Origin of the sequence: Oryzobacter faecalis (genome assembly GCF_046764005.1) — a bacterium.
GTDB lineage: Bacteria > Actinomycetota > Actinomycetes > Actinomycetales > Dermatophilaceae > Oryzobacter > Oryzobacter faecalis.
Window position 1 is genome coordinate 739,210 of the sequence record NZ_JBKOFW010000001.1, and the last position, 13,253, is coordinate 752,462.

The following is a 13,253-nucleotide window of genomic DNA, read 5'->3' on the forward strand; positions in this document are numbered from 1 at the left end:
CTCGGGGATGGTGTGGGTGGCGGTCACTGGTGCAACCCGCACTCGGTCTTGGCGAAGCCGGACCAGCGACCCGAGCGGGGGTCGGCGCCGGCCTCGACGCGCTGGGTGCACGGCTCGCACCCGATCGACGGGTAGCCGTCGGAGAGCAGGAGGTTCACGGGCACGCGGTGGTCGGCGGCGTACTCCATGACCTCGTCGAAGGTCCACGCGGCGAGCGGGTTGACCTTGACGAGGCCGAACTGCTCGTCGAACGTCACGAGGGGGGTGTCGGCGCGGGTCGGACCCTCGTCGCGACGGACCCCGGTGACCCAGGCCTCGTAGCCGCCGAGCGCCGCCCTGAGCGGCTCGACCTTGCGCATCCGGCAGCACGCGGCGGGGTCGCGGTCGTGCAGGCGGGGGCCGTACTCGGCGTCCTGCTCGGCGACCGAGAGGCGCGGTCTCACGTCGACGATGCGGACGTCGAGCTCGTGGGCGACCTGGTCGCGCGCGCCGTAGGTCTCGGCGAAGTGGTACCCGGTGTCGAGGAAGAGCACGTCGACGCCGGGGGCGTGGTCGGCGACGATCGCCGGGAGCACGGCGTCCTGCATGCTGCACGCCACGGCGAGGGTGCCGGGGAAGGTGCGGGCGGCCCAGGCCGCGACCTGCGAGGCCGTGGCGTCCGGTCCGAGCTCTCGGGCGCCCTCCGCGGCGAGGGCACGCAGCTCGTCGGCGCTGCGGCGGGCCGCCGTGGGGGTCGCGGGGGTGGCGGTCGTCATCGGAGCTCCTCCTCGTCGACGCGGTGGGCCCAGCTGGAGAACGTCTCGCCGGCCTCGCGCTGGTCGAGCCAGCGGCGGACGAGCCGCTCGACGAGGTCGGGGAGGTCGGCCGCGGTCACCTTGAGCCCGCGGACGGTGCGGCCCAGGCCAGCCTCGTCGCGGTCGGCGGAGGCGAGCCCTCCGCCGAGGTGCACCTGGAAGCCGGCGCCCTGCTCGCCGTCGGCGTCGGTGACGACCATGCCCTTGAGGCCGATGTCGGCCACCTGGATGCGCGCGCACGAGTTGGGGCAGCCGTTGACGTTGAGCGTGACCGGCGTGTCGACCTGCGCGGTGACGTCGGCGAGGCGCCGCTCGAGCTCGGCGATGGCCGTCGCCGCGGTGGCCTTGGTCTCGACGATGGCGAGCTTGCAGTACTCGATGCCGGTGCAGGCCATCGTGTGCCGGCGGAACGGGCTGGGCGCCACGGTGAGGCCGAGGTCCTCGAGCCCGGAGACCAGGGTGTCGAGCGCCGCGGGCGGGACGTCGAGGACGACGAGCTTCTGGTGCGGGGTGAGGCGGACGCGGTCGGTGCCCGCGGCCTCCATGAGGTCGGCGAGGCCGTGGAGGACGTCGCCGCTGACCCGCCCGACGACCGGGGCCGCGCCGACGTAGTGGTTGCCGTCCTTCTGGAGGTGGACGCCGACGTGGTCACCCGGGCCGGTGGCCTTCGCGGGCGGGGGGCCGTCCGGGAGGGCGCGGCCGAGGTACTCGGTCTGCAGCACCTCGCGGAACTTCTCGGGGCCCCACTCGGCGAGGAGGAACTTCAGGCGCGCCTTGGTGCGCAGCCGCCGGTAGCCGTAGTCGCGGAAGATCCGGATGACGCCGTGCCAGACCTCGGCGGCCTCCTCCTCCCGGACGAAGACGCCGACCCGCTCGGCGAGCCGCGGCGCGGTGGACAGGCCGCCCCCGACCCACAGGTCGTACCCTGCGCCGAGCTCGGGGTGGACGACGCCGACGAGAGAGACGTCGTTGATCTCGTGGACGACGTCGAGGCTCGGGTGGCCGGTGATCGCCGACTTGAACTTGCGGGGCAGGTTGGCGAGCTCGGGGTCGCCGATGTGCAGGCGGGTGATCTCGTCGATGACCGGCGTGGGATCGAGGATCTCGTCGGCCGCGATGCCCGCGAGCGGGCTGCCGAGGATGACGCGCGGGGTGTCGCCGCACGCCTCGGTGGTCTGCAGGCCCACGGCCTCGAGGCGGCGCCAGATCTCGGGCACGTCCTCGACGCGGATCCAGTGGTACTGGATGTTCTGCCGGTCGCTGATGTCGGCGGTGCCGCGGGCGAACTCGGTGGAGACGTCGGCGAGGACCTTGAGCTGGGCGAGGGTGAGGGCGCCGCCGTCGAGCCGGACGCGGAGCATGAAGTACTCGTCGGAGAGCTCGGTGTCGTCGAGCTGGGCGGTCCTTCCGCCGTCGATCCCCGGCTTGCGCTGGGTGTACAGGCCCCACCAGCGGAACCGCCCGCTCAGGTCCTGCGGCGGGATCGAGGCGAACCCCTCCTTCGAGTAGACCTGCTCGATCCGCTCGCGGACGTTGAGGCCGCCGTCCTCCTGCTTCCAGACCTCGTTGGCGTTGAGCGGCTCGCGCCCGTCGACGGCCCACTGGCCGTTGGAACGCCCGGCCCGCGGCGGGCGCAGGGCCCGGCCGGTGGCGGTGTCGGCGGTGTTCGTCGTCATGGTCCTTCTCGGGTCTCGGGGAGCGCCCGTGCACAAAGGGTCAGTGATGAAATGTATAACGACGACTTATCGGCGGGAGCGTGGTCCACGATGCGGGAGGAACTCCTACCGGCTCGGTGGGAGGTCGGGGAGGCCCTCCCCGGCCCGGTCGCGGGCGCGTATCATCGAACACGTGTTCGACGCCACAGCTCCCGGGACCCCGCCGCTGCGGGCCGGGAGCCCGGCGTCACCGGCCCGGCAGCGCTCGGCCTCGCGGGCCGCGGCCGTGGGCGGTCCACCCGGGTGGCCACCGGGGGTGCCGCCACCGGGGGAGCGCGGCTGGGACCACCGGGCCTGTGCCTGGCTGCTCGACCACTGCCCGCCCGACTACCGGCTCCACCCGGCCTGGCGCCGGCACCCGGTCGCGCTCGGCTGGCTCACTGTGCGCCACCTCGACGCCCAGCTCGCGGCGATGCGCTCGGCCTACCGCGAGGTGCGCGTCGAGCTCGTCGACGACATCGGCCCCGAGGGCGTGGCGCAGGTCCTCGCCGACCTCGAGGTCGAGGGGGTGCGGCTGCTCGCCGCGCGGCGGGCGGCAGGCCTCCTCCTCGACGCCCTCCGCGGCCTCGAGTTCGTCCCCCGGCTCTGACCCCCGGGTCCCCACCAGCGCAGGACGTCACGGCGGTGCGCGGACCGGGTGTGGATCGTGTGGAGGTGTCGTGGAGGCCACCTCGCGGCGTGCGGGAGCGCGCGGCGGCAGCGCCTAGACTCGTGGGGTTCGCCCGCACGCCGACGGCACTCGCCGAGGCCGTGCGCGGCACCACAGCATCGACGACCCAGGAGGTAGGCACCGGTGAGCCTGCTCGAGCGCATCGGCGGCCCTGACGACCTCAAGGCCCTCCGCCCCGACCAGCTGCCCGTCCTGGCCGAAGAGATCCGCCGCTTCCTCGTCGACGAGGTGTCGCGCGTCGGTGGCCACCTCGGACCCAACCTCGGGGTCGTCGAGCTGACGATGGCGATCCACCGCGTCTTCGACTCCCCGAGGGACGCGGTCGTGTTCGACACCGGCCACCAGTCGTACGTCCACAAGCTCCTCACCGGGCGCCACGACTTCGCCGGGTTGCGCAAGCAGGGTGGGCTCTCCGGCTACCCCAGCCGCGCCGAGTCGCCGCACGACGTCGTCGAGAACAGCCACGCCTCCACCTCGCTGTCGTGGGCCCACGGCATCGCCGCCGGGCGGGTCGTCCGCGGGGAGCGCGACCGCCACACGGTCGCCGTCATCGGCGACGGCGCGCTGACCGGCGGCATGGCCTGGGAGGCGCTGAACAACATCGCGGCCGAGGACGACCTCCCGCTCGTCCTCGTCGTCAACGACAACGAACGGTCCTACGCCCCCACCAAGGGTGGTCTGGCCGACCACCTCGCCACGCTGCGGACCACCCGCGGGTACGAGCGCTTCCTCGACTGGGGCAAGCACACGCTCTCGCGCACCCCGGTCGTCGGCGGCGCCGTCTACGAGACGCTGCACGGGGTCAAGAAGGGCATCAAGGACATCGTCGCCCCGCAGGGGATGTTCGAGGACCTCGGCCTGAAGTACGTCGGACCCGTCGACGGCCACGACGAGCAGGGCATCGAGGCCGCGCTGCGCAAGGCCAAGGCCTACCGCGGACCCGTCCTCGTCCACGTCATCACCCAGAAGGGCCGCGGGTACGACCACGCGGTCAACCACGAGGGCGACCAGTTCCACGCCGTCGGGGTGATCAACCCCGAGACCGGCCTGCCCCTGGAGATCGCCGGGCGCTCGTGGACCGACGAGTTCAGCGACGCGATGGTCGAGATCGGGCGCTCCCGGGAGGACGTCGTCGCGATCACCGCGGCGATGATGATCCCGGTCGGCCTCCAGGACTTCTGCGACGCCTACCCCGAACGGACCTTCGACGTCGGCATCGCCGAGCAGCACGCGCTGACGATGGCCGCGGGGCTGGCCTTCTCGGGCCTGCACCCGGTCGTCGCCGTCTACGCCACGTTCCTCAACCGGGCCTTCGACCAGCTCCTCATGGACTGCGCCCTCCACAAGGCCGGCGTCACCGTCGTCCTCGACCGCTCGGGCGTCACCGGTCCCGACGGGGCCTCGCACCACGGGATGTGGGACATGTCGATCAGCGGCGTCATCCCGGGGCTGCACCTCGCCGCCCCGCGCGACGGGCAGCAGGTGGCGCGCGCCGTGCACGCGGCGGTCGACATCGCGGACGCACCGTCGGTCGTCCGGTTCCCCAAGGGCACGGTCGCCGACCCGATCGAGGCCGTGCGCACCGTCGGCACCGTCGACGTCCTCGCGGAGCCGGATGACGGTGACGTCGACGTCCTCCTCGTGGGGATCGGGTCGATGGCGGCCACGGCGCTGACGGCGGCCGAGAAGCTCGCCGCCGAGGGCGTGCGGGTCCGGGTCGTCGACCCCGTGTGGGCGCTGCCGGTGAGCGCCGACCTCGTGGGGCTGTCGTCCGGCGCACGGCGCGTCGCCGTCGTCGAGGACAACGTCGTCGTCGGGGGCATCGGCTCGCAGGTCGCGCTCGCCGTGCGCGAGTCGGGGTCCGACGTCCCCGTCGACTCCTTCGGGCTCCCGAAGCGGTTCCTCGACCACGGCTCGCGCGGCTTCGTCCTCGATGCCGCGTCGCTCACCCCCGACGCCGTCGCCGCCACGCTCCGCACCCGCCTCGGCTGACGACGTCGTGGCCGGGGGAGCGGAGGAGGTCCGCGCGGCGTACGACGCGATCGCCGAGGAGTACGCCGCGACCTACCCGACGACCGAGCCCGAGGCGGCCGTCGACCTCGCGATGGTCGACCACCTCGCACGGCTCGTCGTCGAGTCCGGCGGGAGCACCGTCCTCGACGCAGGGTGCGGAACCGGTCGGATGGCGCGCTACCTCGCCGACCGCGGGCTGCGCGTCACCGGCATCGACCTCTCGCCGGGCATGCTCGCGATGGCGCGGCGCGACCACCCGGACCTCGACGTCCGCGAGGCCTCGCTCCTGGCCCTGCCGGTGGGCGACGCGGCGGTCGACGGCGTCCTCCTCTGGTACTCGCTCATCCACCTCACCGACGACGAGCTGCCGGCGGCGCTCGCGGAGGCCTTCCGTGTCGTGCGGCCCGGCGGGTACGTGCTGACCGCGTTCCAGGTCGGTGACGGGCCGTGGGACGTCGGCCGGGGCCTGCGCGAGCGCGGATACGACCTCGCGCTCGTCCGGCACCAGCGCGGCACGAAGGCGATGCTCGACGCCCTCGCCACGGCCGGGTTCGCCAAGGAGGCCCGTCTGGTGCGGCAGCCGCTCGGCCGCGAGCAGCACCCGCAGGCGTTCCTCCTCGCCCGCCGCCCTGCCTGAGGTCGAGGGCAGCGATTCGCCGCGACGCCGTGGGCGAACGGGCTGGACCCGGTGGGGGACCGCGGGGTTGGCTGAGGTCATGAGGCTCCTCGTGCTGGGTGGGACCGCGTGGCTCGGGCGGACGGTTGCGGAGGAGGCGCTGCGCCGCGGGCACGAGGTCACCTGCTTCGCCCGCGGGACCGCACCGGTGGCGGAGGGTGCCGAGCTCGTCCGGGGTGACCGCGACGACGACGACGGCCTCGCGCCGGTCGCCGGCGAGCGGTGGGACGCCGTGGTCGACGTCTCCCGCCAGCCGGGACAGGTCCGGCGTGCGGTCCGCGACCTCTCGAGCGAGCACCACGTGTTCGTCTCGACCGGGAACGTCTACGCCGCCTTCGACACGGTCGAGCAGTCCGAGGACGCCGCGCTGCGGGCGCCGCTCGAGGGCGAGGTCATGGCGGACATGGAGACCTACGGCGAGGCGAAGGTCGCGTGCGAGCGGGCCGTCCTCGGCGGCTCGGCTCCCGCCGCCGTCATCCGCTCCGGGCTCATCGGCGGCCCGGGGGACTGGTCGGGACGCACCGGCTACTGGCCGTGGCGGTTCGCCCACCCGGTGGCCGAGGAGGTCGTCGTCCCCGACGACCCCGACTTCCCGACGGCGCTCATCGACGTCCGCGACCTCTCGGCGTGGATCGTCACCCTCGTCGAGGAGCGCGCGCCGGGTGTGTTCAACGCCACGGGCCCGACGACGCGCCTCGAGGACGCCCTGGCCACGGCGGCAGCGGTCGCCGGCTCGGGCGCCCGGCCGCGGCCGGTCTCCCGCGAGCGACTCGCCGAGCTGGGCATCGACGGCTGGATGGGGCCCGCCTCGCTCCCGCTGTGGATCGGCGACCCGGACTGGCGCGGGTTCGCGACGATGGACACGACGCGGGCCCGCGCGGCCGGGCTCGTGACCCGCCCCCTGCGCGAGACCCTGGCCGATGCCCTCGCGTTCGAGGAGCAGCGCCCCGCGGGTGAGGAGCGACGTGCCGGCCTCTCGGACGACGACGAGCGCCGCGTCCTCGCCGCGACGTCAGGGCGTGCGGGCTAGGAGGGGGCGCCGGCCTCGATGAGCGCGAGGTCGCGGGTCGCATATCGGTGGTGCTCTCCCATCTCGCGCACGATGGTGAGGAGGCAGCGGCGCCGGCTGCGCGTCTCCTCGCCGATGGCCGGGGTGGGGGAGCCGGTGATGTCGTCGTCGAGCCGGTCGTCGGTGGCGGCGGCGAACTCCTCGGCGGCCATCGCGCGGCGGGTCCGCCACACCTCGACGACGTGCTCCCACGGCGGGTCGGCCTCGGGGTCGACACCCATGGCGAGCACCGACTCGCGCGGCTCGTCGCCCACCGGCTGGCCGATGGGGTGCCACGGGTGCTCCTGACCGCGCAGCATCCGGCCGACCCAGATGTCGGTCGCCATGACGAGGTGGCGCACCGTCTGGGCCAGTGACCACTCACCACCGACCTGCCGCCGGCGCACGGGGTCGGGGAGGTCGGCGGCCCGCTCGAGCAGGTCGACCCACAGGGCGTCGACGACGGCGAACGTGGCCCGCAGGTCGTCGGCCGTCGTCGCCCGGCGCAGCAACGGGCGGTAGGGGAAGCGGCGGTCGAGCTCGGCCTCGACGAACGGCACGACGTCGACGCCCTCCACCGTGATCGAGCCCAGGATCCCGGAGAAGGCCGTGATCTCGAGCCCGTCGACGAGCGACCCGACGATGCGGGTGCCCCGCAGGTCGGACTCGCGCAGCACCGCACCGGAGAGGTCGGCCTCGAACAGGTCGGCCCCTGCCAGGGAGAGGCGCGGGGTCGCGTCGTCGCTCATGCCCCGAGTCTGGCGGGCGGCACCGACAGCCGGCGCCGGGTCGCGCAGGTCAGCCGGTCTCGGCACCCGGTTCGGGCGGCGTGCCGGTCGACGCGGAGCCCGCGTACCGCGACCCGAGCCCCGAGACGAGGACGTCGACGAGGAAGGGCACGTCCTGCGCCGCGACCCGCACGGTGCCCACGCACGTGGGGCCGCGCCACGTCGACAGCACGACGAGACCGTCCTCGTGGTGCCAGGTGACCCGCAGCGCACGACCCTCGCCGCGGGCGTCGCGGACGACACCCGTGCGCGGGAACGGGACGAGCTCGGCCATGAGGCGAGTGTGCGCCGTCGACCGTCCCGGCACCACCCCTCAGGCGGGTGGTCTGTCCTTCGCGCGGCTCAGATGTCGCGGAAGGTCTCGATCGTCGCGCCGAGGGCGTTGAGCCGCTCGGCGAGGTCCTCGTACCCGCGGTTGATGACGTAGACGTTGCGCAGCACCGAGGTCCCGGGCGCGGCGAGCATCGCGAGGAGGATGACGACCCCCGGGCGCAGCGCCGGCGGGCACATGACCTCGGCCGCCCGCCACTTCGGGGTCGGGCCGGTGATCATGACGCGGTGGGGGTCGAGGAGCTGGACCTGCCCGCCGATCTTCGTCAGCTCGGTGAGGTAGATGGCCCGGTTCTCGTAGACCCAGTCGTGGATCATCGTCGTGCCCTCGGCGCACGCGGCGATGAGGGCGAAGAAGGGCAGGTTGTCGATGTTGAGGCCCGGGAACGGCATCGGCGCGATCTTGTCGACCGGGGCCCTGAGCGCGCTCGGGTGGATCGTCAGGTCGACGAGGCGGGTGTAGCCGTTCTTCGCGAGGTACTCCTCGGTGAGGTCGAAGCGCAGGCCCATCTCGGCGAGGGTCGCGAGCTCGATCTCGAGGAACTCGATCGGCACGCGCTCGATGGTGATCGTCGACTCGGTGACGACGGCCGCGGCGATCAGGCTCATGGCCTCGATCGGGTCCTCGGAGGGGTAGTACTCGATGTCGACGTCGACGTGCTGGACGCCGGTCACGGTGAGGGTCGTCGTCCCGATGCCGTCGATGGTGACCCCGAGGCCCTGCAGGAAGAAGCAGAGGTCCTGGACCATGTAGTTCGACGAGGCGTTGCGGATGACGGTGGTGCCGGGGTGGCGCGCGGCCGCCATCAGGGCGTTCTCCGTGACGGTGTCGCCGCGCTCGGTGAGGACGATGGCGCGCTGCGGCGAGCGGGTCGTGTCGACCGCGGCCTCGTAGAAGCCGTGCGTCGCGGTGACGTCGAGCCCGAAGGCCCGCAGGGCCGACAGGTGCGGCTCGACGGTGCGGGTGCCGAGGTCGCAGCCGCCGGCGTAGGGCAGGCGGAAGCGCTCGAGGTCGTGGAGCAGCGGGCCGAGGAACATGATGACGGTGCGCGTGCGGCGCGCGGCCTCGACGTCGATGGCCGCGAGGTCGAGCTCGGCGGGCGGGATGATCTCGAGGTCGTTGCTGTCGGGGAGCCAGCGGACCCGGACGCCGATCGAGGTGAGGACCTCGATGATCCGGTTGACCTCCTCGATGCGGGCCAGGCTGCGCAGCGTCGTGCGGCCCTTGTTGAGCAGGCTCGCGCAGAGCAGGGCCACGGCGGCGTTCTTGCTCGTCTTGACGGGGATCGAGCCGGAGAGCTTGCGCCCGCCGACGATCCGCAGGTGCTGCGGGCCGCTGTGGCCGAGGGAGACGAACTCGCTGTCGAGCTTCTCGCCGACGCGCGCCAGCATCTCCAGGGACAGGTTCTGCTTGCCCTGTTCGATGCGGGCGACGGCGCTCTGGCTCGTGCCGAGGAGGTCGGCGAGCTCACTCTGCGTCAGGCCCTGGTGGCGGCGAGCGTCACGGATGAGCGTGCCGATGCGGGTCAGGTACGTGTCGGAGGTGGTCGTCACCGCGCCATCGTATATCACCTGTGAGATATCGACCCGGATCCGCGCAGCCGGATCTCAGGCCCCGAGAACCCCAGCCCACGGCGACGGCAGCCCGAATAGGTCCCCGCGGTAGGGCCTCGAGCGGCCCGGGTCGCAGGACACGCCGACAGCCCGAATGGGTTGTCGGCGTGTCCTGCGAGGTGGAGCCAGAGGGAGGGTCAGACGGGGACGCTCGCCACCCCGGCCGGGAGGAGGCGCCGACCGAGGACCTTCTCGGTGACACCCTCGCGGTCCAGGAGCGGGACGAGCCCGCCGTTCCAGAACTGGAAGCCCGCGCCGGTGATCATCGCGAGGTCGATGTCCATCGGCGCCTCGACGACCCCCTCCGAGAGCATGAGCCCGACCTCCTCCGCGAGGACACCGAGGATCCGCTCCCGGGCCTGCTCGACGGTGAGCTCGACGGGGTGCTCGGGCTTCTCCGCGAGCGCCTCGACATCCGGGTCGGGGACGGGGCGGCCGCCCTCCATCCGGTAGTAGCCGCGCTTGCCGGCCTCGACGAGGCGGCGCAGGGCCGGGGAGACGTGGAACCGGTCGCCGAAGGCGCGGTGCAGCGTCTCGCTGTTGTGGAGGGCGATGGCCGGTCCGACGAGGCCGAGGAGGACGAAGGGCGGCATCGGGGCGATGCCGGCGACGGCCTCGTCGGCCGTGGCGACCGGCGTGCCCTCGTCGACGATCCGCGAGAACTCGCCCATGAAACGGCCGAGGAGGCGGTTGACGATGAAGGAGGCGCTGTCCTTGCTGCGGATCGCGGTCTTGCGCAACGTCTTCGCCGTGGCGAACGCGGTGGCGAGCGTCGCCTCGTCGGTCGCGGCGCCCGGGATGACCTCGACGAGCGGCATGACGGCGACCGGGTTGAAGAAGTGGAAGCCGACGACCCGCTCGGGGTACGCGAGCCCGCTCGCCATCTCGGTGACCGACAGCGACGACGTGTTCGTCATGAGGACGCACTCGGGGGAGACGACCGCCTCGAGCTCGGCGAACACCCGCTGCTTGACCGACATCTCCTCGAAGACCGCCTCGATGACGACGTCCGCGTCGGCGAAGCCGTCCTTGCTCGTCGAGCCGCTGACGGCGCGCTTGAGGAAGGACGCCTGGTCGGGGGAGACGCGGCGCTTGGCCAGCAGCCCGTCGACCTGCTCGTGGACGGAGCCGACGCCCTGGGCGACGCGCTCCTCGTCGAGGTCGGTCATGACGACGGGGACGCCGAGGCGCTGTGCGAAGAGGAGGGCGAGCTGGCTCGCCATCAGCCCGGCCCCGACGATGCCCACCTTGGTGACCGGGCGGGCGAGCGCCTTGTCGGGGGCGCCCGCGGGCCGCCTGGCCCGCTTCTGCACGAGGTCGAAGGCGTAGAGGCCGGCGCGCAGCTCGTCGCCCATGATGAGGTCGCCGAGCGCCTCGTCCTCGGCGGCGAAGGCGTCATCGCGGTCCGCGGTGCGGGCGGCGCGGACGAGCTCGACGGCCCGCAGGGCACCGGGGGCGCGGCCACCGGTCTTCGCGAGGACGGCCTTGCGACCGGCGTCGCACGCGGCCTCCCAGGCGGCCTCGTCGCGGTCGACCTCCTGGCGCTGCACCGTCACCGTGCCGGTGAGGACGCCCGCGGCCCAGCGCAGGGAGTCCTCGAGGAAGTCGGCCGGCTCGAGGAGGACGTCGCCGATGCCGAGGCCGACGACCTCTGTCGCCTTGAGCATCCGGTTCTGCGACAACGGGTTCTCGATGATGACCTTGAGGGCACCGGCCGGGCCGACGAGGTTCGGGAGCAGCCAGCAGCCGCCCCAGCCGGGCACGAGCCCGAGGAAGGTCTCGGGGAGCGCGAACGCGGGGACCCCGGCCGAGACGGTGCGGTAGTCGGCGCTGAGCGCGAGCTCGACGCCACCGCCCATCGCGGCGCCGTTGACGAAGGCGAAGGTCGGGACGGGGAGGTCCATGAGCGTGGCGAAGGCGCGGTGGCCGGCCTGCGCGATCTCGACGGCCTGCTCGCGGCGCGTCACGAACGGGATGCCCGAGAGGTCGGCGCCGACGGCGAAGACGAACGGCTTGCCGGTGACCGCGACGGCGACGATCTCACCGGCCTCGGCGCGGGTGCGCAGCCCGTCGAGGGTCGCCTGGAGCCCGGCGATGCCCTCGGGGCCGAAGGTGTTCGGCCGGGTGTGGTCCTTGCCGTTGTCGAGCGTGACGAGGGCGAGGGTCCCGGCGCCGCCGGGGAGGGCGACGTCCTGCACCGGGGTGCGGGTGACGACCTCGGCGGGGAGCGCGGGCGCGGCGGCCACCGGCGTGTCGGTCGCCGGCGTCTCGGTGGTCGTGGTCACGGCTCAGGCCTCCGTGCGGTCGGTGGAGTGGGTCGCGGCCGTCGCGGCCGTCGCGGCGGTCACGCCCGTCGCGTCGGTCGTGAAGTCCGGGTGGTGGGGGTTCTCCCAGATGACGGCGCCCCCCATGCCGATGCCGATGCACATCGCGGTCAGGCCGTAGCGCACCTCCGGGTGCTCCTCGAAGTGGCGCGCCAGCTGCGTCATCAGGCGCACCCCGGAGGACGCGAGCGGGTGGCCCGTGGCGATGGCGCCGCCCCACGGGTTGACGCGGGGGTCGTCGTCGGCGATCCCGAAGTGGTCGAGGAAGGCGAGGACCTGCACCGCGAACGCCTCGTTGAGCTCGAACAGGCCGATGTCGTCGATCGTGAGGCCGGCCTTGCGCAGGGCCTTCTCGGTGGCGGGGACCGGGCCGATGCCCATGACCTCGGGCTCGACGCCGACGAAGGCGAACGAGGTGAGCCGCATCCGCACCGGCAGGCCGAGCTCCGCGGCCGCTGCCTCGGAGGCGAGCAGGCAGGCGGTGGCGCCGTCGTTGAGGCCGGCGGCGTTGCCCGCCGTGACGTTGCCGTGCGGGCGGAACGGGGTCTTTAGGCCGGAGAGCTCCTCGAGGGTGGTGCCCGGGCGGGGCGGCTCGTCGGCGGTCGCGAGGCCCCAGCCCTTCTCGACGTGCCGGGTGGCGACGGGGACCAGGTCCGGCTGGACCTTGCCGGCCGCGTACGCGGCGGCGAGCTTGCTCTGGCTGCCGACCGCGAACGCGTCGCAGCGCTCCTTGGTCAGCTGCGGGAACCGGTCGTGGAGGTTCTCGGCGGTCTTGCCCATGACGAGGGCCGACTCGTCGACGAGGCGCTCGGCGACGATCCGCGGGTTCGGGTCGACGCCCTCGCCCATCGGGTGGCGGCCCATGTGCTCGACCCCGCCGGCGACGGCGACGTCGATGGCACCGACACCGATCGAGGACGCGACGTTCGTGACGGCCGTCATCGCGCCCGCGCACATCCGGTCCACGCTGTAGCCGGGGGTCGACGTCGGCAGGCCGGACAGCAGGCCCGCGAGGCGGCCGAGGGTCAGGCCCTGGTCGCCGATCTGCGTCGTGGCGGCGACGGCGACCTCCTCGACACGCTCCTTCGGCAGCTCGGGGTGGCGGCGGAGCAGCTCGCGGATGCACTTGATGACGAGGTCGTCGGCGCGGGTCTGGGCGTACACGCCCTTCTCGCCGGCCTTGCCGAAGGGGGTGCGGACGCCGTCGACGAAGACGACCTCCTGGAGGGCGCGTGGCACGGTTGGGCCTCCCTGGTCGGGGCGTGGGGGTCGGCCCGGTGG

At 73.5% G+C, this 13,253-nt stretch carries 11 protein-coding genes; 4 read left to right on the forward strand and 7 right to left on the reverse strand.

From position 1 onward, the window contains the following. Window positions 1-23: 23 nt before the first annotated feature. Window positions 24-755, reverse strand: coding sequence for a phosphoadenylyl-sulfate reductase (locus tag ACK8HX_RS03425; RefSeq protein ID WP_411939240.1), 732 nt, complete (start codon window positions 753-755; stop codon window positions 24-26). Further along, entirely contained in the window at window positions 752-2,470 is a 1,719-nt protein-coding gene (locus tag ACK8HX_RS03430; RefSeq protein ID WP_411939241.1) for a nitrite/sulfite reductase, read from the reverse strand. The genes ACK8HX_RS03425 and ACK8HX_RS03430 overlap by 4 nt, the downstream gene beginning before the upstream one ends. Window positions 2,471-2,642: 172 nt before the next feature. Between ACK8HX_RS03430 and ACK8HX_RS03435 the strand changes: the two genes are divergently transcribed. The 4 genes from ACK8HX_RS03435 (at window position 2,643) to ACK8HX_RS03450 (ending at window position 6,898) form a co-directional block, all read left to right on the forward strand. Continuing rightward, window positions 2,643-3,098: a hypothetical protein gene (locus ACK8HX_RS03435; RefSeq protein WP_411939242.1), complete on the forward strand. Its 456-nt coding sequence runs from the start codon at window positions 2,643-2,645 to the stop codon at window positions 3,096-3,098. Between the two features lie 204 nt (window positions 3,099-3,302). Continuing rightward, complete coding sequence (gene dxs, locus ACK8HX_RS03440) at window positions 3,303-5,171, forward strand: 1-deoxy-D-xylulose-5-phosphate synthase (RefSeq protein ID WP_411939243.1); 1,869 nt, start codon at window positions 3,303-3,305, stop codon at window positions 5,169-5,171. Between the two features lie 7 nt (window positions 5,172-5,178). After that, the gene (locus ACK8HX_RS03445) at window positions 5,179-5,829 is read left to right on the forward strand and encodes a class I SAM-dependent methyltransferase (RefSeq protein ID WP_411939244.1); all 651 of its coding nucleotides are present in this window, start codon (window positions 5,179-5,181) and stop codon (window positions 5,827-5,829) included. A 79-nt stretch (window positions 5,830-5,908) separates the two neighbouring features. Continuing rightward, the gene (locus ACK8HX_RS03450; RefSeq protein WP_411939245.1) at window positions 5,909-6,898 is read left to right on the forward strand and encodes an NAD-dependent epimerase/dehydratase family protein; all 990 of its coding nucleotides are present in this window, start codon (window positions 5,909-5,911) and stop codon (window positions 6,896-6,898) included. On the opposite strand, the gene ACK8HX_RS03455 is transcribed toward ACK8HX_RS03450, so the two are convergent. The 5 genes from ACK8HX_RS03455 to ACK8HX_RS03475 all read right to left on the reverse strand — a co-directional run bounded on the left by ACK8HX_RS03455 (window position 6,895) and on the right by ACK8HX_RS03475 (window position 13,211). Next, entirely contained in the window at window positions 6,895-7,665 is a 771-nt protein-coding gene (locus ACK8HX_RS03455; protein WP_411939246.1) for a DinB family protein, read from the reverse strand. The two genes, ACK8HX_RS03450 and ACK8HX_RS03455, sit on opposite strands and share 4 nt — an antisense overlap. A 49-nt stretch (window positions 7,666-7,714) precedes the next feature. Then, on the reverse strand, window positions 7,715-7,978 hold the full coding sequence (locus ACK8HX_RS03460) for a hypothetical protein (RefSeq protein ID WP_411939247.1): 264 nt from the start codon (window positions 7,976-7,978) through the stop codon (window positions 7,715-7,717). 68 nt (window positions 7,979-8,046) lie between these two features. Then, a complete protein-coding gene (locus ACK8HX_RS03465; RefSeq protein ID WP_411939248.1) occupies window positions 8,047-9,588 on the reverse strand; it encodes a helix-turn-helix domain-containing protein in 1,542 nt (513 codons plus the stop codon). 197 nt (window positions 9,589-9,785) lie between these two features. Further along, window positions 9,786-11,933 carry a 3-hydroxyacyl-CoA dehydrogenase NAD-binding domain-containing protein gene (locus ACK8HX_RS03470; RefSeq protein WP_411939249.1) on the reverse strand — a complete coding sequence of 716 codons (2,148 nt, stop codon included), beginning with the start codon at window positions 11,931-11,933 and terminating at the stop codon, window positions 9,786-9,788. A 3-nt stretch (window positions 11,934-11,936) separates the two neighbouring features. Next, window positions 11,937-13,211: a thiolase family protein gene (locus tag ACK8HX_RS03475; RefSeq protein WP_411939250.1), complete on the reverse strand. Its 1,275-nt coding sequence runs from the start codon at window positions 13,209-13,211 to the stop codon at window positions 11,937-11,939. Window positions 13,212-13,253 lie beyond the last annotated feature (42 nt).